This is a genomic window from Citrobacter sp. CRE-46, assembly GCF_059615875.1.
The window spans coordinates 143347-164530 of record NZ_CM184341.1; the positions used below are offsets into that span (position 1 = coordinate 143347).

General features: G+C 53.6%; 21 protein-coding genes. 9 read left to right on the forward strand and 12 right to left on the reverse strand.

Annotated features, from left to right (window positions below):
* Positions 1–25 precede the first annotated feature (25 nt).
* Positions 26–1063 (forward strand): glycosyltransferase, encoded by a 1038-nt coding sequence (locus AC534G_RS00685; RefSeq protein ID WP_110496515.1) that lies wholly within the window; start codon positions 26–28, stop codon positions 1061–1063.
* Here the strand turns inward: AC534G_RS00685 and AC534G_RS00690 are convergent, their stop codons facing one another.
* The 3 genes from AC534G_RS00690 to gpmM are packed head-to-tail and all read right to left on the reverse strand — an operon-like array spanning position 1064 to position 4828.
* Complete coding sequence (locus AC534G_RS00690) at positions 1064–1987, reverse strand: divergent polysaccharide deacetylase family protein (protein WP_069323716.1); 924 nt, start codon at positions 1985–1987, stop codon at positions 1064–1066.
* Positions 1988–1990: 3 nt separating this feature from the next.
* Positions 1991–3250 carry a murein hydrolase activator EnvC gene (gene envC, locus AC534G_RS00695; RefSeq protein ID WP_233638112.1) on the reverse strand — a complete coding sequence of 420 codons (1260 nt, stop codon included), beginning with the start codon at positions 3248–3250 and terminating at the stop codon, positions 1991–1993.
* A 33-nt stretch (positions 3251–3283) separates the two neighbouring features.
* Entirely contained in the window at positions 3284–4828 is a 1545-nt protein-coding gene (gpmM, locus tag AC534G_RS00700; protein WP_069323718.1) for a 2,3-bisphosphoglycerate-independent phosphoglycerate mutase, read from the reverse strand.
* Positions 4829–5075: 247 nt separating this feature from the next.
* On the opposite strand from gpmM, the gene AC534G_RS00705 reads away from it, so the two are divergent.
* The 5 genes from AC534G_RS00705 (at position 5076) to cysE (ending at position 8243) form a co-directional block, all read left to right on the forward strand.
* Entirely contained in the window at positions 5076–5507 is a 432-nt protein-coding gene (locus AC534G_RS00705; protein ID WP_003024148.1) for a rhodanese-like domain-containing protein, read from the forward strand.
* A gap of 52 nt (positions 5508–5559) precedes the next feature.
* Positions 5560–5811: a glutaredoxin 3 gene (grxC, locus tag AC534G_RS00710; RefSeq protein WP_003024152.1), complete on the forward strand. Its 252-nt coding sequence runs from the start codon at positions 5560–5562 to the stop codon at positions 5809–5811.
* A gap of 46 nt (positions 5812–5857) precedes the next feature.
* Positions 5858–6325: a protein-export chaperone SecB gene (gene secB / locus AC534G_RS00715; RefSeq protein WP_038635313.1), complete on the forward strand. Its 468-nt coding sequence runs from the start codon at positions 5858–5860 to the stop codon at positions 6323–6325.
* Positions 6325–7344, forward strand: coding sequence for an NAD(P)H-dependent glycerol-3-phosphate dehydrogenase (gene gpsA / locus AC534G_RS00720; protein WP_069323719.1), 1020 nt, complete (start codon positions 6325–6327; stop codon positions 7342–7344). Before secB ends, gpsA begins: the two co-directional genes overlap by 1 nt.
* Positions 7345–7421: 77 nt before the next feature.
* On the forward strand, positions 7422–8243 hold the full coding sequence (gene cysE / locus AC534G_RS00725; RefSeq protein ID WP_016154965.1) for a serine O-acetyltransferase: 822 nt from the start codon (positions 7422–7424) through the stop codon (positions 8241–8243).
* Between the two features lie 88 nt (positions 8244–8331).
* Here cysE and trmL read toward each other — a convergent pair whose 3' ends face one another.
* The 6 genes from trmL to AC534G_RS00755 all read right to left on the reverse strand — a co-directional run bounded on the left by trmL (position 8332) and on the right by AC534G_RS00755 (position 14750).
* Positions 8332–8805, reverse strand: a complete 474-nt coding sequence (gene trmL, locus AC534G_RS00730) for a tRNA (uridine(34)/cytosine(34)/5-carboxymethylaminomethyluridine(34)-2'-O)-methyltransferase TrmL (RefSeq protein WP_048237006.1) — start codon at positions 8803–8805, stop codon at positions 8332–8334.
* A gap of 45 nt (positions 8806–8850) precedes the next feature.
* Positions 8851–10191, reverse strand: coding sequence for an MFS transporter (locus AC534G_RS00735; protein WP_085049095.1), 1341 nt, complete (start codon positions 10189–10191; stop codon positions 8851–8853).
* A 320-nt stretch (positions 10192–10511) separates the two neighbouring features.
* Positions 10512–11702, reverse strand: coding sequence for an FMN-dependent L-lactate dehydrogenase LldD (gene lldD, locus AC534G_RS00740; protein ID WP_038635300.1), 1191 nt, complete (start codon positions 11700–11702; stop codon positions 10512–10514).
* Positions 11699–12475, reverse strand: coding sequence for a transcriptional regulator LldR (gene lldR / locus AC534G_RS00745; RefSeq protein WP_110496519.1), 777 nt, complete (start codon positions 12473–12475; stop codon positions 11699–11701). The genes lldD and lldR overlap by 4 nt, the downstream gene beginning before the upstream one ends.
* The gene (gene lldP, locus AC534G_RS00750) at positions 12472–14127 is read right to left on the reverse strand and encodes an L-lactate permease (protein WP_038635296.1); all 1656 of its coding nucleotides are present in this window, start codon (positions 14125–14127) and stop codon (positions 12472–12474) included. The genes lldR and lldP overlap by 4 nt, the downstream gene beginning before the upstream one ends.
* Before the next feature lie 260 nt (positions 14128–14387).
* Entirely contained in the window at positions 14388–14750 is a 363-nt protein-coding gene (locus AC534G_RS00755; protein WP_038635293.1) for a YibL family ribosome-associated protein, read from the reverse strand.
* A 293-nt stretch (positions 14751–15043) separates the two neighbouring features.
* Between AC534G_RS00755 and AC534G_RS00760 the strand changes: the two genes are divergently transcribed.
* Positions 15044–15250: a hypothetical protein gene (locus AC534G_RS00760; protein WP_003827334.1), complete on the forward strand. Its 207-nt coding sequence runs from the start codon at positions 15044–15046 to the stop codon at positions 15248–15250.
* 12 nt (positions 15251–15262) lie between these two features.
* Here the strand turns inward: AC534G_RS00760 and mtlR are convergent, their stop codons facing one another.
* The 3 genes from mtlR to mtlA all read right to left on the reverse strand — a co-directional run bounded on the left by mtlR (position 15263) and on the right by mtlA (position 19145).
* Positions 15263–15853 (reverse strand): mannitol operon repressor MtlR, encoded by a 591-nt coding sequence (gene mtlR / locus AC534G_RS00765; protein ID WP_110496521.1) that lies wholly within the window; start codon positions 15851–15853, stop codon positions 15263–15265.
* Entirely contained in the window at positions 15850–16998 is a 1149-nt protein-coding gene (gene mtlD / locus AC534G_RS00770) for a mannitol-1-phosphate 5-dehydrogenase (protein ID WP_110496522.1), read from the reverse strand. Before mtlD ends, mtlR begins: the two co-directional genes overlap by 4 nt.
* A 230-nt stretch (positions 16999–17228) precedes the next feature.
* Positions 17229–19145, reverse strand: coding sequence for a PTS mannitol transporter subunit IICBA (mtlA, locus tag AC534G_RS00775; RefSeq protein ID WP_038635284.1), 1917 nt, complete (start codon positions 19143–19145; stop codon positions 17229–17231).
* 530 nt (positions 19146–19675) lie between these two features.
* On the opposite strand from mtlA, the gene AC534G_RS00780 reads away from it, so the two are divergent.
* Complete coding sequence (locus AC534G_RS00780; RefSeq protein WP_069323722.1) at positions 19676–20038, forward strand: DUF3302 domain-containing protein; 363 nt, start codon at positions 19676–19678, stop codon at positions 20036–20038.
* Positions 20039–20040: 2 nt separating this feature from the next.
* Entirely contained in the window at positions 20041–21177 is a 1137-nt protein-coding gene (locus AC534G_RS00785) for an HlyD family secretion protein (protein ID WP_038635278.1), read from the forward strand.
* Positions 21178–21184: the final 7 nt, after the last annotated feature.

Sequence of the window (21184 nt, forward strand, 5' to 3'; positions counted from 1 at the left end):
ATTATACTGTTTGGCAGGATTTGATATGACCTATACCCCCGGCCTATTGAGCGTCATTATGCCGCTCTACAATACGGGTGAACCATTCATTGCGTGTATGGATTCGCTGATTGCGCAAACGTGGAAAAATCTGGAGATCATCATTGTTAATGATGGCTCTACGGATAACTCTGCGCAGCTCGCACAGGCGTATGCGGATCGTTATCCGCACGTTCATCTACTGCATCAGCAGAACGGGGGAGTCTCAGCGGCGCGTAATACCGGCATGGAAGTCGCCAGGGGCGAGTACATCGCTTATGTTGACGGTGATGATATTGCTTATCCGGAAATGTATGAAACGTTGATGAAGATGGCGTTGCAGGACAATCTGGATGTTGCGCAATGCAACGCTGATTGGTGTATTGCCGAGACGGGTAAAACCTGGACATCTATTCCTACCGATCGAATTCGTTCTACCGGCGTGATGACCGGGCCAGATTGGTTACGCAAAGCGTTAGCCAGTCGTCGGTGGCGGCACGTTGTCTGGATGGGCGTTTACCGTCATCAGACCATCCGCGACGCAGGGCTGACCTTCCTGTCTGGCCTGCACCACCAGGATATCATCTGGACCACGGAGTTTATGTTTAATGCGAAACGCGCACGCTATACGGAAGTCCCATTGTACAAATACTTCCTGCACGGCGCGTCCGTGAGTCGTCTGCCGCGTACCGGGCTGAAGAACCTCGCCTATCAGCGTCACTACATCAAGATTACCCGCCTGCTCGACAAAATGAATCATGAGTACGCCGGGCGCATTCCCATTTACCCGGAATTCAAACAGCAGGTGATTTACGAAGCGCTACGCGTTTGTCATTGCATACGTAAAGAGCCGAACGAAAAAATCCGCCAGCGTATGATTGCTGAAGTATTTGTGTCGGGTATGTTCAAACGGATGGTGAGTAATATCTGCAGCGTTAAGCTGGGTTATCAGGTGCTGCTGTGGGCCATCCGTTTTAGCCAGTGGCGCGATAAATCACTGACGCCGCGCCGCCTGGCCCATTTAACGTTGGATCTTAACGACTGATTATTGCCAGCCCTGCCACTGCAGGCGCATATATTGCACCAGCGTGCTTTGGGCGATGCTTTCACCGAGTACGGTGAAGTATCGACTGGCGTAAATGGGTTCTAACGGCTGTTTCGGTTTGCACAATTTCACACCGCGGAAAGGATTACGCGGTGCGCCGTTATTCGGTTGCGTGAGGTTAGGTCTGGAGGTATCGACCTGCGGTTCATTGAGCAGGCTGCTCGGACGAACCAGCGTAATATCGGCTGGCAGATTATAAAGCATCTGCTGTAATACTCGCACCGTGGAAGGATGAGGGTGTCCAATGGCGATCGCTGAGCCGTTGCGGCGCGCAAGATCGACGGCGCGAGTAAACTGACGACGAATGTCAGCTTCATTTTGCGTGTCATCCAGGAAGACTTTGCGTTTGATGACCTTCACACCGGTTCCTGACGCTGCGCGCATGGCCTGGCTGTTGCCGATGGTCATGCTGTCCAGAAAGTAGAGATCGTAACGTTCCAGCGCCTGCATCACCTTCTGCATGCCAAACAGGCTGGAAGTCATCGCACTGCCCATATGGTTGTTCAGCCCCACGGCATTCGGCACTTTGCTTACCGCGTCGCGAATAATGCGTTCAATCTCTTCGCTGCTCATTTCCGGGCGCAAAGTATCTTTCTCTAACGGTTGTTTGCTCAGCGGCGCCATCGGCAGATGGATTAACACCTCATGTCCACTGTTATGCGCTTTAATCGCCATTTCACGCGCATGTGGAGCATTGGGTAAAACGGCAACGGAGATGGTGGAAGGCATCGCCAGTACCTGATTTTCAGTTTGTGGACGATAGCCGAAATCATCAATAACGATGGCGAGTTTGCCAGCAAAAACAGGTGTTACGAAGGCCAGCACGCTGGCAAGAGAGAGTAATAGACGACGAAATTGAGGCAAAACTTATCTTCCCAACCACGGCTGTGGATTGACCGCCTGACCCTGGCGACGAATTTCGAAATAGAGTGCCGGCCTGCCCTGACCGCCGCTGCTACCCACAAGCGCAATAGGCTGCCCGGCGCGAACCTGCGTACCGACGCTGACCAACGCGCTCTGGTTATAACCGTACAGGCTCATATCGCCTTTACCGTGCTCAACCACGACGACCAGACCATAGCCCTGCAACCAGTCCGCCAGAATGACGCGACCATCGGCAATGGCTTTAACTTCGGTGCCTTCGGATGCGCCAATAACCATACCCTTCCAACGTAGCTCACCTTGCAGTTGTTCGCCATAACGATGCAGCGTTGGGCCGCGAACAGGCCAGAATGCCTGGCCGCGCGGCGATCCCAGGCCGCCGGTACGGGACATCAGTGATTTTTCACTTTCGGTCGGCTTGTAGGTCGAGCCTTTTCGTGACGCATCCTTCTGCTTATCACGTACGGCCTGCGCCTCGCGCGCTTCACGTTCCGCGCGCGCTTTGGCCGCGGCTTCAGCGCGAGCAATGCTGTTGCGTAGACGGGATTCGTTAGCGCGCATTTCGCCCAGTTGCTGCTGGCCCTGTTGAATCGATGACTCCAGACCCGACAGTGTTTTCTGACGTTCGTTACGCGCCTGCTCCAGCTTAGCCTGCTGAGCGCGTTGTTCGTACAGCAGGGTCTGCTGTTCGCTCTGCTTATCTTCCAGCTCGGCTTTTTGTGAGTCGACCTCTTCGCGGGTTTGTTTCAGCTGCGCGATAGTTTCTTGCCGCGCCTGGTTCAGGTAGCCGAAATAGGCCTGCAGACGCTGTCCGCGCTGGCTTTCTTCGCCGCTAAGGATGAGCTGAAGACCGGTGTGTTCACCCTGGCGAAACGCGGCGTCTAACTGGGCTGCCAGGCTGCGCTCTTGCGCTGCCCGCTGTTTTTCCAGCTTCGCGAGCGCGGCGTTCATCTCAGCGATTTGTGCGTTCAGCTGTGCCAGTGAGTTTTGCGTTTCGCGCAGTTGCCTTGCGGCGACGGCGATGGCCTGCTCCTGAGCTTTAAGCTGAGCGAGGAGAGTGGAACGTTGTTGTTGCTGTTGGCGTACCGCGCGTTCTTTTGCCGCGATATCGGCCTGAATAGATTTGAGCTGATCGCGTTCGTCCGCGTGGGCGGAAAAGGCGCACAGCAATACGCCAGCGCTAAGCGCGCTGGCGTAGAACAAGGGCCTGACTGAAAACTTTGGCAGTTTCACGGCCCGAGTGATGGTATTAATCGCCTTTCCCCTCATGGGGAGGGATTATTCCACGATGAACAGCGGCTTACCAGTCATCTCTTGCGGGATTTCCATACCCATCAGCGTCAGCATCGTTGGGGCGATATCTGAAAGTTTACCGCCTTCGACCGCTTTAACGTTTTTACCACCGACATAAATCAGCGGAACCGGCAGGTTGGTATGCGCGGTATGCGCCTGACCAGTAGACGGATCGCGCATTTGCTCTGCGTTACCGTGGTCTGCGGTGATCAACAGCTGTCCGCCAACGGATTCAACGGCTTTCGCTACCTGCTCAACGCAATGGTCCAGCGCTTCAACCGCTTTAACCGCTGCTTCCATCACGCCGGTGTGGCCAACCATGTCGCCGTTCGGGTAGTTACAAATGATGGTGTCGTATTTACCGCTCTCAATCGCTGCAACCAGCTTCTCGGTCAGTTCAGCAGAGCTCATTTCCGGCTGCAGATCGTAGGTCGCGACTTTCGGCGAGTTGATCAGGATACGGTCTTCGCCTGTGAACGGCTCTTCTACGCCGCCGTTGAAGAAGAAGGTTACGTGTGCATATTTTTCGGTTTCGGAAATACGCAGCTGCGTTTTTTCGTTCTTCGCCATCCACTCGCCGAAGGTGTTGGCCAGAGATGCTGGTGGGTAAGCCACCGCAGTTTTGATGTCGGCCGCGTATTCCGTCAGCATCACAAAGTTGAGGTTAACGACTTTCTTACGGGCGAAGCCATCGAAGTCAGCGTTAACGAATGCGCGAGTGATTTCACGCGCACGGTCAGCACGGAAGTTCATGAAAATCAGCGTATCGCCGTCTTCCATAGCGGCTTCTGCCTGGCCTTCGGCACGGATCACGGTCGCTTTGACGAATTCGTCGTTCTCGTCGCGGGCATAAGCGGCCTGCAGGCCTTCAACCGCCGTAGCGAACTGGAACTCGCCCTTCGCCAGCGTCATCAGATCGTAAGCCTGTTCTACGCGATCCCAACGGTTGTCGCGGTCCATAGCGTAGTAACGACCGATGATGGAGGCTACGCGACCTTTGCCCAGTGCGGCAAATTTCTCTTCGAATTTCTGCAGTGAATGTTCAGCGCTGCGCGGCGGGGTATCACGACCATCAAGGAAAGCGTGCAGATAGATTTTTTCCGCACCGCGTTCAGCGGCCAGTTCTACCATCGCCATGATGTGATCTTCGTGGCTGTGAACGCCGCCAGCAGAGAGCAGGCCCATGATGTGTACCGCTTTTCCGGCATTTTTTGCCTGGTCGACCGCGTGGGTCAGCACCGGGTTAGCGAAGAACGTACGCTCTTTGATTTCGACATCCAGACGGGTAAGGTCCTGATACACGATACGGCCCGCGCCCAGGTTGACGTGACCCACTTCGGAGTTGCCCATCTGGCGATCGGGCAGGCCGACTTCCAGACCAGACGCATCAATCAGGGTATGCGGACGTTTTGCCCACAGCGCATCCATTACCGGGGTTTTAGCAGTAAAAATGGCGTTATCCTGGCTGTCTTCGCGATAGCCGTAGCCATCCAGAATCACCAGTACCATAGGTTTTTTAGAAACCGACATTGCGACAACCTCACACTCATAGATAAAAAATAATTGCGTAATTTTACTACAGCTGAATCGATAAAGTAGCCCCCGAAGATCAAATAATGGGAGATCGCGTGCCAGGGGGAACACCGATTTACATTTTTTTTTCCGTAGCGCCCCGCAAAAATGCAATCCAATGCACGCTCTGGCTGTATTTGCGCCAACGCGCAGGTATACTCCTTTCCTGGTTTTTTTAATCACTAGTCGGGAGTTGTTACCCCCCATGCAAGAAATTATGCAATTTGTTAGTCGCCACCCTGTCTTGAGTATCGCCTGGATTGCGTTACTGGCGGCTGTATTATTTACCACGTTTAAGAGCCTGACCTCAAAAGTGAAGGTGATTACTCGCGGCGAAGCTACACGTCTCATCAATAAAGAAGACGCCGTTGTTGTGGATTTACGCCAGCGCGACGACTTCCGCAAAGGCCATATCGCAGGCTCCACTAACCTGCTGCCGAGCGAAATCAAAGCCAACAATTTTGGCGAGCTTGAAAAACACAAAAACAAACCTGTGATTGTGGTTGATGGTTCAGGCATGCAGTGCCAGGATTCAGCAACTGCGCTGATTAAAGCCGGTTTTGAGCAGGTATCCGTACTGAAAGACGGCGTAGCGGGCTGGAGTGGTGAGAATCTGCCACTGGTTCGCGGCAAGTAATTTACCCGTCTTCTTTCATGCCGCAGGGTAAAAAGAACACTGGAGATAAGTCATGGCCAATATTGAGATCTACACCAAAGCAACCTGCCCGTTTTGCCATCGCGCAAAAGCGCTGTTGAACAGCAAGGGGGTGAGTTTCCAGGAACTTCCGATTGACGGCGATGCCGTAAAGCGTGAAGAGATGATCAAACGCAGTGGCCGTACGACGGTTCCGCAGATTTTTATTGATGCACAGCACATTGGCGGTTGTGACGACTTGTATGCGTTGGATGCGCGTGGTGGACTGGATCCCCTGCTGCGATAAGGCGTACTGAAAGTATTTAAAGGACAACACTAAGGGTTTTCTAAACATGTCAGAACAAAATAACACTGAAATGGCTTTCCAGATCCAACGTATCTATACCAAGGATGTATCTTTCGAAGCGCCAAATGCACCGCATGTTTTCCAGAAAGATTGGCAGCCAGAGGTTAAACTTGATCTTGATACCGCATCTACCCAACTGGCAGATGACGTGTATGAAGTCGTGCTGCGTGTCACCGTAACGGCTGCTCTTGGCGAAGAAACGGCGTTCCTGTGTGAAGTTCAGCAGGGCGGTATTTTCTCCATCAGCGGTATCGAAGGGACTCAGATGGCGCATTGCCTCGGCGCATACTGCCCGAACATTCTGTTCCCGTATGCCCGCGAATGCATCACTAGCCTGGTTTCACGCGGTACGTTCCCGCAACTGAACCTTGCGCCGGTCAACTTTGATGCGCTGTTCATGAACTATTTACAGCAGCAGGCTGGCGAAGGTACTGAAGAACATCAGGATGCCTGATGAACCAAAGTAATGCTTCAATGACTGTGATTGGTGCCGGCTCGTACGGCACCGCTCTTGCCATTACCCTGGCAAGAAATGGCCATCAGGTTGTCCTGTGGGGCCATGATCCAAAACATATCGCGACCCTTGAGCACGATCGCTGCAACGTCGCGTTCCTCCCTGATGTGCCTTTTCCCGACACGCTGCACCTGGAAAGTGACTTAGCCACTGCGCTGGCCGCCAGCCGTAATATTCTGGTGGTGGTGCCGAGCCACGTCTTTGGCGAAGTGCTGCGTAACATCAAACCGCTGATGCGTCCTGATGCGCGTCTGGTCTGGGCGACAAAAGGTCTGGAAGCAGAAACGGGACGCCTGCTGCAGGATGTGGCGCGTGAAGCGCTGGGGGATTCTATTCCGCTGGCGGTCATCTCCGGCCCGACGTTCGCCAAAGAGCTGGCGGCGGGTATGCCGACGGCGATTTCTCTGGCCTCAACGGACGATACTTTCGCTGACGATCTCCAGCAGTTGCTGCACTGCGGCAAAAGCTTCCGCGTTTACAGCAACCCGGATTTCATTGGCGTGCAGCTTGGCGGCGCGGTGAAAAACGTCATTGCGATTGGCGCGGGAATGTCCGACGGCATCGGTTTTGGCGCCAATGCGCGAACCGCATTGATCACCCGTGGACTGACCGAAATGTCGCGTCTTGGCGCGGCGCTGGGTGCCGATCCTGCCACCTTTATGGGGATGGCGGGTTTAGGCGATCTGGTGCTGACCTGTACCGACAACCAGTCGCGTAACCGTCGTTTTGGCATGATGCTTGGCCAGGGGATGGACGTGCAGGGCGCGCAGGACAAGATTGGTCAGGTGGTGGAAGGTTACCGTAATACGAAAGAAGTTCGTGAATTGGCGCACCGTTTTGGTGTTGAGATGCCAATAACCGAGGAAATTTATCAAGTATTGTATTGCGGAAAAAATGCGCGCGAGGCAGCATTAACGTTATTAGGCCGTGCACGCAAGGATGAGCTGAGCCGCCACTAGCTGTAAGGAACTGTTGAATATAGCGACCCGACCCGCGAAGAACGGGTCGGTCGTTTTGCTACCTTCTGGAGTACGCAATGCCGTGTGAAGAACTGGATATCGTCTGGAAAAACATTAAAGCGGAAGCCCGGGCACTGGCGGAATGTGAGCCTATGCTGGCCAGTTTTTACCACGCAACGCTGCTCAAGCATGAAAACCTCGGTAGCGCGCTGAGCTATATGCTGGCGAATAAGCTCGCGTCTCCAATCATGCCTGCCATTGCGATTCGCGAAGTTGTGGAAGAGGCCTACGCGGCCGATCCCGAAATGATTGCTTCGGCGGCTTGTGATATCCAGGCGGTACGCACGCGCGACCCGGCCGTCGACAAATATTCCACCCCACTTCTGTATCTGAAGGGCTTTCATGCGCTTCAGGCCTACCGCATCGGCCACTGGCTATGGCATCAGGGGCGTCAGGCGCTGGCAATCTTCCTGCAAAATCAGGTATCTGTTTCTTTCCAGGTAGATATTCATCCGGCGGCAAAAATTGGCCGCGGGATTATGCTCGATCACGCCACCGGTATTGTGGTGGGTGAAACCGCCGTGATTGAAAATGACGTCTCTATTTTGCAATCCGTTACGCTTGGCGGGACCGGTAAAGCGGGCGGCGATCGTCATCCAAAAATTCGTGAAGGGGTGATGATTGGCGCGGGCGCGAAAATTCTCGGCAACATTGAAGTCGGGCGCGGCGCGAAGATTGGCGCGGGTTCCGTCGTTTTACAACCCGTACCGCCACATACTACCGCCGCAGGCGTCCCGGCACGCATTGTCGGCAAGCCTGACAGCGATAAGCCGTCCATGGATATGGATCAGCATTTCAATGGGATACATCATACGTTCGAATACGGCGATGGCATCTGATTTCGAGCCATGCCCGGTGGCGCTGCGTTTACCGGGCCTACGTGGGATTTGTAGGCCGGATAAGGCGTCAGCCGCCATCCGACACAAATTAACTGCGTAATATCGCGCCGGGATATCCCAGTTGGCGCCAGGCTTCATACACCACCACCGACACCGCATTTGACAGGTTCATGCTACGACTGTCCGGCATCATCGGAATACGAATTTTTTGTTCGGCCGGCAGAGCGTCGAGGATACTGGCTGGTAGACCGCGTGTTTCCGGGCCAAACATAAGATAATCCCCATCCTGATAACTTACTGCGCTGTGCGCTGGCGTACCTTTGGTGGTCAGGGCAAACAGACGCTGCGGGTTTTCTGCGGCGACGAAGGCGGCGTAATCAGGGTGGCGCAGCACGGCGGTAAATTCATGGTAATCCAGGCCTGCGCGACGCAGGCGCTTGTCGTCCCAGGTAAAGCCCATTGGCTCAATAATATGCAGACGAAAGCCGGTATTGGCGCAAAGACGGATAATATTGCCGGTATTTGGCGGGATTTCTGGTTCGAATAAAACGATGTTAAGCATACTGCCCCCTTAATAACGGGGGCAGAATAGCAGAAACAGCGGGTACTATGCGACGGTCAGCGCGCGCGGTTTATAGCGTTGCAGCTTGTAAATCGTGGCCGCAGCAGCCAGCAGCGCGGGAAGGCTAAGGAACATTAAGATACTATCAGCCTGCCATTGCAGGGAAAGCAACTGGGCGCTCATCATCGTTCCGGCCACGCCGCCGAATCGACCCACGCCCTGCATCCACGCAATACCCGTCGCGCGGCAGTGGGTAGGATAGAACGTTGCGGCCAGCGTCTGCAGCCCGGACTGCGCACCGTTCATGGTAATCCCCATCAGGAAAATCAGTGCGCCGAACAGGATGATATGGTTATGCTCAAACCCGAGGGCGAGGGCAAACAGCATCGTCAGAATAAAGCCGAGTGATACCACTTTATGTGCTTCCCAGCGATCCATTAACCAACCGGCCAGCAGGATCCCGGCCGTACCGCCGAAGGTAAACAGCGAGGTTAACCAGGCCGATTCCGCCAGCGGATAGCCCATGCCCAACATCAGAGTGGGCATCCAGCTCAGCAGTACGTAATAGATAACCAGTCCCATAAAGTAGGTCAGCCACAGCATTAGCGTGCCAGGCAGCCAGGGCATACTGAACAACTGCGCCACGCTGCCTTTTTTGACCGTAACCTTGTCTTCATCCAAATAAAACTGGGTGACCTGTTCCAGACTGCCTGACATAAAGCGTTGGGCAATACGTTTCACCTGCGCAACGCTTTTGCCACGGTGCACCAAATACTTAACCGACTCCGGCAGGAACAGCACCAACAGCACGGTGAGCGTCAGTGGGGCGATTGCGCCAGCGAGCAGCACGCTGTGCCAGCCGTAGTTGGGGATCAGCCAGGACGAGATGACGCCACCGCCCGCAGCCCCTAATGGAAAGCCGCAATACATGGTGTTTATTGCCATCGAACGGCAGCGTTTGGGCGCAAATTCTGACACCAGGGTAATGGCATTGGGCATTGCTGCGCCGAGTCCAAGCCCGGTGAGGAAGCGCCAGAACGTTAACATATTCAGCGTCTGTGCATAGGCGGTGCCGAGACTGGCGAGGCCAAAGAACAGGCAGGAAAAGACCAGTACGCGCTTACGGCCCATCCGATCGGAAATCGGTCCGGCTAATAATGCGCCAAATGAGAGACCCAATAATGCGGCGCTTAAAACAGGCCCGAGATCCTGCTTCTGGATGCCCCAGTCAGCAGAGAGCGTGGGCGCAATATAACCCATCGCCGCCGTATCGAAGCCGTCAATGGCTAACACCAGAAAGCCCAGGACAATAATCACCCAATGAAAGCGTGAAAAAGGACTGTCGTCTATCGCCTGCTGGATATTCACTTTACCGGAATAAGCCATGTCACCCTCGCCCGTTATGATGGTTGTTATCTACCCGTCATACTTCAAGCTGCATGTGCGTTGGCTTTCCTCGCTCACTCCAGTCACGTACTTATGTACGCTCCTGAGATTCGCTGCGTTGCCGCCTTCCTGCAGCTCGAATTATTTGGGTATCTGTATAAAATGCCCTTGTATTAGCTTGTATATACATTTGGCAGTTGGATAAAAAGTTGTCAAATATATTGGTTGTAAATGTTAACTGGTCGTTATTTTTGCATAAAAAATGGCCGGGCTGAGAACAGGCCGACCATGCAGAAAACGCGATTTTACGGGGGAGAGTGTTACGCAGCGCTACCCTGGGCCAGAGGCGCTAATGCAGCAGGCAGGTTCTTACCCAGCTCCTGTACCAGTGAATCGCGGCTGATTTCGCTAATCGATTTCGCACCGGTTAAGGTCATCGCCACCTTCATCTCTTTCTCGATCAGGTTCAACAGGTTTGCCACACCGGCCTGGCCGTGGGTTGCGAGTGCGTACAGATAAGCACGCCCCAGCAGCACGCTATCCGCGCCCAGCGCAATCATGCGCACAACGTCCAGACCGTTACGGATCCCGCTGTCTGCCAGAATAGTGATATCGCCTTTCACCGCATCGGCAATGGCGGGCAGCGCGCGAGCAGAAGACAGCACACCATCTAACTGGCGGCCACCATGGTTAGAAACAACAATGCCATCCGCGCCAAAACGGACGGCATCGCGGGCATCTTCCGGATCGAGGATCCCTTTGATCACCATCGGGCCATCCCAGAATTCGCGGATCCACTCAAGGTCTTTCCACGAAATTGACGGATCGAAGTTATTCGCCAGCCAGCCAATGTAATCCTCAAGGCCGGTAGGTTTGCCAAGATAGGTTGAGATATTGCCTAAGTCATGTGGGCGACCATTCAGGCCCACATCCCATGCCCACTGCGGATGCGTAACCGCTTGCCAGTAACGACGCAGCGCGGCGTTGGGACCGCTCATACCGGAATGGGCGTCACGGTAGCGTGCGCCCGGCGTAGGCATATCGACGGTAAAGACCAACGTGGAGCAGCCCGCCGCTTTGGCGCGTTCCAGCGCGTTGCGCATAAAGCCACGATCGCGCAGAACATATAACTGGAACCACATCGGACGCTTGATGGTCGGAGCGACTTCTTCAATTGGACATACGGAAACCGTGGAAAGCGTAAACGGAATGCCTTTGGCGTCAGCGGCAGCGGCGGCCTGCACTTCTCCCCGGCGCGCATACATTCCGCACAGGCCGACAGGCGCGAGGGCCACGGGCATGGAGAGCGTTTCGTTGAACAGCTTTGTCTCGAGGCTCAGATCGGACATATTCTTCAGCACACGCTGGCGCAGCGCCACTTCCGACAGGTCTTCGACGTTGCGGCGCAGAGTGCGCTCTGCATACGCGCCGCCGTCAATGTAGTGGAACAAGAAAGGGGGCAAAATACGTTGGGCGGCGGCGCGATAGTCGCTGGCTGCTGAAATAATCATGTGTTGTTCTCCCTGCTATTCTCACCAGGGTCACCGGGCAGGCGGGTGATACGCGCCTGGCGGGCCTGATCTTCATCAAATTGTTTAATCGTGGTGTGGACAAAGCTGAGGTGCGCCATCATGGCCTTACGTGCGCCATCGGCATCAGCGGCGACAATGGCGTCCAGCACGGCCTGATGTTGTTCTGTAAGCTGTGAAAATACGGGCGGCACAAGGTACATACGTTGGCGGCTCTGTTTAACCGAAGACTGCAATACGTCGAAGAAACCGCGCATGGTCTGTAACAGCACCACGTTATGCGAGGCTTCCGCAATGGCGAGATGAAAGCGCACGTCCGCTTGCGAAGCGAGATCCGGATCTTCGCTCTGCGTGGCCTCGAAACAGAGTCTGATCTTCTCTTTGTCGGCGCTGGTGGCCCGCATGGCTGCGTGCCAGGCGGTACTGGCTTCAATGGCGTGGCGGGCTTCCAGAATATCGAAGCTGTAATCAGGATCGTCCGCCATCAAGGATTTCAGCGGCTGAACGATGTTTTGTTCAGACCAGGCTTCATGCTGCCAGCGAACAAACGTCCCGCCGCCGCGACGGCTGATTAACACGCCTTCACTCACCAGCTTTGCTAACGCCTCGCGCAGCGAGTTGCGCGATACGCCGAGCTGTACGGCCAACTGGCGCTCAGCGGGCAACTTCATGCCCGCCTCCAGCTGTTGTTCTTCAATCAGCGCCCGCACACGAGAAGCGACTTCGTCGGACAGGCGTCTGGGCATCACAATCATGGAATCATCCAGGTTAATACATAGGCCTGCAGGGTGGTAATCACTCCCACCATGCAGGTGAAAATCAGGCTATGTTTCACGGTAAAGCGGAACAGATCAGACTCTTTCCCCACTAATCCCACTGCCGCACAGGCGATAGCGATAGATTGTGGAGAGATCATCTTGCCGGTCACGCCGCCGGTGGTATTTGCCGCCACCATCAGCACATCCGAAACGCCGATTTGCTGAGCCGCGGTGGCCTGCAGGGCGGCAAACAGGGCGTTAGATGAGGTATCGGACCCGGTCAGGAATACCCCCAGCCAGCCGAGGAACGGCGAGAAGAAAGTAAACGCGCTGCCGGTGTGCGCCAGGGCCAACGCCAGGGTTGATGAAAGCCCCGAGTAGTTAGAGATAAATGCGAATGCCAGCACCATCCCGATGGAATAGATCGGTAGCGCCAGATCTTTCAGCGTGTTGCCAAAGGTCTGCAGCGCAGCGGACGGCTTCATCTTCAGCCAGACGATAGACAGCAGGGCGGCAAACAGAATCGCGGTACCGGTCGCGGAGAACCAGTCAAATTTGTACACTGCCGCGTAGGCTGTGGCTTCGTGTACGACTGGCGGCATGCGGGCTACCAGCTTGTCGAGGAACGGAACCGGAACATTCACTACCCAGTGGTACATTGCGCCACCCGGCGCAAACAGCGCTTTAAACGGCGGTATGCTCCACAGCGTGACGGTGGCTGTCAGGAACAGGAATGGAGACCAGGCGCGGATGATTTGCCCCGCAGTGTAGCGGGTGCGCGACAGGTCCATATCGACCTGCGAAGCGCCCATGTCGCCGAAGCGGAAGATACGTACCGGCTGCCAGCGTTTCAGGAACAGCGTCAGACACACCAGTGAGACCAGCGAAGAGATAATGTCCGGCAGTTCCGGCCCAATAAAGTTCGAGCTGAGGTATTGGGCGATAGCAAACGAGCCGCCAGCGACCATTACCGCAGGCCAGGTTTCTTTCACGCCGCGCCAGCCATCCATAATCGCCATAATCCAGAACAGCACGATAATCGTCAGGAACGGCAACTGACGACCGACCATCTGGCCAATCTCAAAGCTGTCCAGTCCGGTAACCTGGCCGGCAACCAGAATCGGAATGCCCATTGCGCCAAAGGCGACCGGCGCGGTATTCACGATCAGGCACAACCCCGCCGCATACAGCGGGTTAAAGCCAAGCCCTACCAGCAGCGCGGCGGTAATGGCGACCGGCGCGCCAAAGCCAGCTGCACCTTCAAGGAATGCCCCAAAGGAGAAACCAACGATCAGCATTTGCAGACGCTGGTCTGGGGTAATGGAGAGTATTGATGAACGGATGATGTCGAACTGCCCGGTTTTTACCGAGATCTTATATACGAATACCGCTGCGATGATTATCCAGGCAATCGGCCACAGACCATAAAAGAAGCCGTACACCACCGAGGCCAGAGCGTGATCGACCGGCATTTTGTAGAACAGTAGGGCGACAGCCAGAGCAATCACCACCGTCCATGACGCCGCAACATAGCCTTTCAGCTTGAGCTTAATCAGGGCGAAGAAAAAGAACAGGATTGGGAGCGATGCGATCAGACTGGAAAGCCAGATGTTACCGGCTGGATCGTAGTTCTGTTGCCAGAGATTCATTGCAGGTCTCCTGGGGGCCTCAGACATAATGAAATGAGTCTTTGCTCATCTCTTCGTCACATTATGTGTAAAAGTGGCCCTGCCAATATTGTTGTGTAGGGGTAATGACAATGAATAGTTAATCAGATGTTATTTATTGGCAACGGTATTGTACGCGAATTTTAATGAAATGTGAGGTGATGGTAGGATCTGGTTATAATTGGTAGGGCCAATTGGCGGTGCGGGAAAGACCGGGCAAACGGATGTTGCCCGGCAGGAGATCAGAACTCGGTTTTTGCGAAGCCCGTCATCTCTTTCAGGCCCATTTCACGACCAAGTTCGGTCATCGGGTGGACGACAATCAGACCACGCACGCTTTTCTTCAGCTTGCCCATGTCGGCCTGTTCTTTTTTGGTAATGGCGCGGCGAAAGGGAAGTTTCGTTAGCTTGTGTGCTTCTTTGCTCAGCTTCTGGCCGTGTACTTCACGCAGGCGCGCGATCTCGGCTTCCAGGGTTTCTTTCTCTTTTTCCAGCTCGGCATATTTGTCAGCGGCTTCAACCAGCGACAGGTCAGCCTGCTGGTGGCGGATAGCGTCCAGGCGATCGCTCAGGCGTTTAATTTCGTTTTTTTCGACTTCTTTCATAGGATAGCTTCTGATAAAAAATAGAATGTATATCCTATAGTATGCGCGCAGAGCGGGATTCTTCACAACAAATTGAAGATAAATAATCAAATGCCGCAAGTATTAATCAGCTAATGATAATATTACGTTTTTGATTGATAAGGAATTTTAAGCAATAAGATCGGCGATGGCGCTTTCTGTTGGCGGGTTGATAGCGAAGCACGTTTTCCTCAATATAATCGCCCAACCGATCCTAAACTTAAATGATCAACCGCGCAGGCTAAGCGTGGTTAATACATGGAGGAGGGAAGATTATGGCGAAAATAGGTGAGAATGTTTCGGTCCTTATTGATAAGACTGTTGATTTCATGGCCTCAAGCCAGGCTTTTCGCGAGTATCTGAATAAAACACCGCCGCGCAACGTTGTCCCTTCTGAAATACCGCAGGAGAATGCGCAGCTGTATCTGCAACGTCTGGCGTACTATCGACAGCTTTATCGACCGCAGCAGGAAGAGAAATAAGCCTGCATGGCCTTATTTTTGAAAGGCTTTTTTTAAGCTGATTTTAGAAATCAGCTCGGTCAGGGAAAGTACCATCGTGGAGCGTACCATTTGCTGGTAGCGCTGGATTTGCATGGCGTGCAAACCTGAGTCTGAGGTATCAAACTGTGGCGGTGGCGGGAGTGCCGTCACGCAGTGAAGCTCGCCAAACGGCCCAAGAATCTCGTCGTCGGTAAACGCATACTCATTGCCGTCGTGATTCAGCTCTTCCCGCAGCGCCATCAGAAGCTCCGCATCTTCATACTCCGGACGGCTGAGTACGCCCAGACCGTAGATTAGCTTCAAACGAACCGAAAGATCGCCCAATGGACCGTCGCCGTCGAGCAACGGTTCTACGGCATATTTCACCGCATAGTCATCTTTGCGAAATACCTGAAGCACAAGGATATTCACCGCCTCGGTGAGCAGTTCTACGGCGGTGATGAGGAAGCTGCGTACGGTTTTGCCAGTATTCAGACGCTCAAGCACACGATTTTCAAAGGCCTGCGTTTGTTCCATTATTGCCTGCATATCTGACAATCTGTCATTCGGGCGCAGGCTGACCTGCGCCACATTCTCTATCATTTGGTCGCGTTATATGCGTGAACCGCCTCCGCCACCACATCACTGTTGGCATCCAGACCGGATACCTGCGCCAGCGCGGCCTGTGGACCTTTTTCGTCAATCAGCGCGGCCAGTTCCTGTGCCTGCGGATCTTCTTCACTGCGGTAATGCATTGCAGCAGCAATACCGGTAACCAGATTAACGTGCGGTAGACCATACTCCAGCGTGCCCAGCAGCGGTTTAATCAGACGGTCGCCTGCACTCAGTTTACGCAGCGGCTGACGTCCAACGCGCTCAACATCATCTTTCAGATACGGGTTTTCAAAACGACCGAGGATCTTCTGGATATAAGCCGCGTGTTTATCGGCATCAAAACCGTAGCGTTTGATCAGTACCGCGCCGCTCTCTTCCATTGCACCTTTTACCACTGCGCGGATTTTCTCGTCGAGAATCGCGTCACGGATGGTCTGATGACCGGTCAATTTGCCGAGGTACGCGGTTATAGCATGCCCGGTGTTCAGCGTGAAGAGTTTACGTTCGACAAATGCCATCAGGTTATCAGTTAATTCCATTCCCGGGATGTTTGGCAGCTCGCCTTTGAACTGCGTTTGGTCGACAATCCACTCGCTGAATGTTTCGACGGTAACTTCCAGCGGATCGTTGGTCGCAGAAGCAGATGGCGGCACGATGCGATCCACGGCGGAATCGACAAAGCCAACATGTTCTTCAACCCAGGCTTTGTCTTCATCTGCCAGCGCGTTCATGACGTGGCCTTTCAACTGCGTGGTTCCGCGCACCATGTTTTCACAGGCGATGATATTCAGCGGGGTAGAGATGCCCTGCGCTTTGCGTTTTACCAGCCCTTTAGCGATGGCCGGAGCGATACGCTCAAGCACAACCGGACCTACGGCAGTAGTGATTAAATCAACGTGGGCAATTAGATCGACGACATCATCGCCGATGCTGCTGACGGCGTTGACGCCGGAAACGGTATCAACCTGCTCGTTTTCACCCACAACATGAACCTGATAGCTATGACGGGCATTCAGGGCATCGAGCACGACCTGGTTTACATCTGCAAACGTCAGCTGTATCCCCGCGTCCGCCAGCAGTTTGCCGATAAAGCCACGACCGATATTACCTGCGCCAAAATGTAATGCTTTCATAGTATTAACCTTCATTAATGTTTTTACCCAAGAGGGCTGGGGTGAGGGACCGCATAGCTTTCCCCTCAACCTAACCCTCTCCACAAGGGAGAGGATATCGCCTTCATATTTCGAACTGCAGATGCGTTGGCTCTCCTCGCTCACCCCAGTCACGTACTTATGTACGCTCCTGGGGATTCACTGCGTTGCCGCCTTCCTGCAGCTCGAACTATTTTGGAGATACTTAACTGTTAAGCTTTTTTACCTGCCAGCAGTTCCAGAACTTCATCCACGCTGGTGGTATGGGCCAGACGTTCGATCACGGATTCATCATCCAGCGCGTTGGTCAGGCTGGTGATGACCTGGATGTGCTCATTGTTACGTGCGGCGATACCAATGACCAGACGGGCAATATCGTCTTCTTCTTCACCAAAGCGTACGCCTTCCGGGTACTGGCAGAACACCACGCCGGTTTTCAGCACGCGGTCTTTGGCTTCTACCGTACCGTGCGGTACTGCGATGGATTCACCGAGGTAAGTCGGCGTCAGCTTTTCGCGGTCCAGCATGGCATCGACGTATTCCGGCTCAACATAGCCGCCTTTCACCAGTTGTTCACCGGCAAAGCGAATCGCTTCTTCTTTGTTAGAGGCTTTCCGGCCAAGGAAGATATTTTCCGCACCCAGTTTGAACAGATGGGTATCACCCTCATCAAAGCTGTCTTTCAGGTGATCGCGGACTTTCTCTTCGTTCACGTTGTGGCGCTGTGCAGCGACCAGACGTTCGGTCAGGCTGGTATACAGACCGCTGTCGAGGAAGTTAGTCAGCGAGATGTGCTGTGCCTGAGGCACCTGACGCATCGCACGTTCAGTCAGGTCGCGGTGGGTAATGACCAGATCCACATCCGGCGGCAGATTGTTAATCGCGCTGTTGGTGACGGAAATCTGAGACAGACCGGCATCCTGCACTTTCTTACGCAGTACGCCTGCGCCCATGGCGCTGGAACCCATACCGGCATCGCAAGCCACGATGATTTTACGTACATGGCTCAGGTCGTTGGTCACGTCGCCAGCCGCCAGCGGAGATGCGCCTTTAGATTCCGCTTTCATGTCCTGCATACGACGGGTCGCCGCATCAATATCGTCTTCTTCTTTCACTTTGCTGGTTTTCAGCAGGATGGCTGAGACCACAAAGGAGACCGCCATGGCGGCACAGATAGCAGCGATGTTTGCGAAGTAAGCGCCTTTTGGCGTCATCGCCAGCACGGCCAGAATCGAGCCAGGAGAAGCCGGAGAAACCAGACCGCCGTTCAGAATGGTCAGGGTGAATACGCCAGTCATACCGCCAAGGATAACGGCCAGAATCAGACGTGGGTTCATCAGCACGTACGGGAAGTAAATTTCGTGGATACCGCCCAGGAAGTGGATGATAGCCGCGCCGCCTGCAGACTGCTTAGCGCTGCCGCGACCAAAGAACATGTACGCCAGCAGGACGCCCATACCCGGACCTGGGTTAGCTTCAATCAGGAAGAAGATGGATTTGCCCATCTCATGAGACTGCTGAATACCCAGCGGTGAGAAAATACCGTGGTTGATGGCGTTGTTGAGGAACAGGATTTTTGCCGGTTCAACGAAGATAGACGCCAGCGGCAGCATGTCATGGACAACCATGAAGTTAACGCCTGCCGCCAGAATTTTGGACAGACCTTCAACCAATGGACCAATGCCGAGGAAAGCCAGGATGGCGAGGATCATACCGATGATGCCTGCGGAGAAGTTATTCACCAGCATCTCAAAACCGGATTTGATCTTACCGTCTACCCAGTTATCGAATTTTTTGATGCAGTAGCCGCCCAGCGGGCCTGCGATCATGGAACCAAGGAACATCGGCATATCCGCGCCGACGATAACGCCCATGGTGGTGATAGCACCAACCACGCCGCCACGCTCGCCGCCCACCAGCTTACCACCGGTATAACCGATCAGCAGCGGCAGCAGATAGGTGATCATCGGACCGACCAGCTTCGCCAGCGTTTCGTTCGGCAACCACCCTGTCGGAATGAATAATGCGGTGATAATACCCCACGCGATAAACGCGCCGATATTTGGCATCACCATATTGCTGAGGAATCGACCAAAGCTTTGCACCTTGATCTTAATATCGGATGACATAAAAACACCCCTTCTTATGTTTGCTATCGCGCAGGCTGAAAGCCCGAGGTTTGTTAATGTAGCGGCAGGAGGTAGCCGGACCCTGTAGATACTGCGAAATCTGGCACTGAATCGTTCAACTGTCCAGTCGACGGCCATTAATGTGATATTGGTCACGTAAATATAGGGTGTGTGGTGTTGGTTAATGTGATTTTCATCACAAAATAACGGTACAAAAAAACATCACAGTGCAAGTAATCGCTAAAAATGGCGGTTAAATGTGATCTTATTCACATTTTTTTATTTGCTGTTTGTTGAATTTTTGTGATGTGATTCACAAAGTATTTTTGTCTCGGTTTAACCAAATGTGATCTGCGACGGGTTCTGGAGCTCACATTTTTCTTGCCAGATAAAGCAACTTAAAACCAGAAAAAATATTATTTTTGTGTTATGGCGAAAACCGCAAACTGCGGTTATGTTCAAAGCATCAGCCAGGATGCGTACGGCTGCCGGCATAAAAAAACTCTAATTAGCGTGAATTCGAGGCAGGTATGTTTCTAAATTATTTCGCGTTAGGCGTGCTGATCTTCGTTTTTCTGGTTCTGTTTTACGGAATCATCGCCATCCATGACATTCCCTATAACATCGCTAAAAAGCGCAACCATCCGCATGCCGACGCTATCCATACGGCAGGGTGGGTAAGTCTTTTTACGTTGCATGTTATTTGGCCGTTCCTGTGGATTTGGGCCACGCTCTACCAGCCCGAAAAGGGGTGGGGGATGCAGTCGCACATCACGCCGACCGGAAAGGAACCTGACCCTGAAATCGCCGTGCTGGCCGCGCGCATAGCCCAGTTGGAAAAAAAGCTGGATGGGGATAAAAAAATCGATAACTCCACCTTTCCGGAGATTTAATCATGGATTTGTTAATTGTCCTGACTTATGTGGCATTCGCCTGGGCCATCTTTAAAATATTTCGTATTCCGGTAAACCAGTGGACGCTTGCCACCGCAGCATTAGGTGGGGTGTTTATTGTGGCGGGACTCATCTTATTAATGAACTATAACCATCCGTATACCTTTACGGCGCAAAAAGCGGTTATTTCAATTCCCGTCACTCCACAGGTCACAGGAATTGTTAGTGAGGTAACAGATAAAAATAATCAGCTGATTAAAAAAGGCGAAGTGTTATTTAAACTCGATCCTGTGCGTTATCAGGCGCGAGTTGACCGGCTGCAGGCTGACCTGGTCACCGCGACCCACAATATCGACAATTTGAAAGCGCAACTGTCGGAAGCGGTCGCTAATACCACTCGCGTGTCTGCTGAACGTGACCGCCTGTATAAAGATTATCAGCGCTATTTGAAGGGTAGCCAGGCGAAGGTTAACCCGTTTTCCGAAAGTGATATCGACAATGCTCGCCAGAACTATCTGGCTCAGGATGCGCTGGTAAAAGGCTCAGTAGCGGAACAGACCCAGATTCAGAGCCAGTTAGACAGTATGGTCAACGGTGAGCAATCCCAGGTCGCCTCCCTGCGCGCCCAGCTCGCCGAAGCCAAATATAATCTTGAGCAGACCGTTGTGCGTGCGCCCAGCAACGGTTACGTGACGCAGGTGCTTATTCGCCCGGGGACTTACGCCGCCGCGTTGCCTCTGCGACCCGTGATGGTATTTATTCCTGAACAAAAACGGCAAATCGTGGCGCAATTCCGCCAGAATTCACTGCTGCGTCTTGAACCGGGCGATGAAGCCGAAGTGGTATTCAACGCGCTGCCAGGCCAGGTGTTTAGCGGCAAGCTGACCAGTATCCTTCCCGTTGTGCCGGGAGGTTCTTATCAGGCGCAGGGGGCATTACAATCCTTAACAGTAGTACCGGGTACCGATGGTGTAATGGCAACCATTGAACTGGATCCGAATGCCGAGGTAGATGCGCTGCCGGACGGTATCTATGCCCAGGTGGCGGTCTATTCCGACCATTTCGCCCATGTGTCGGTGATGCGTAAAGTGCTGCTGCGCATGACCAGCTGGATGCATTACCTTTATTTGGATCATTGAGACCGTC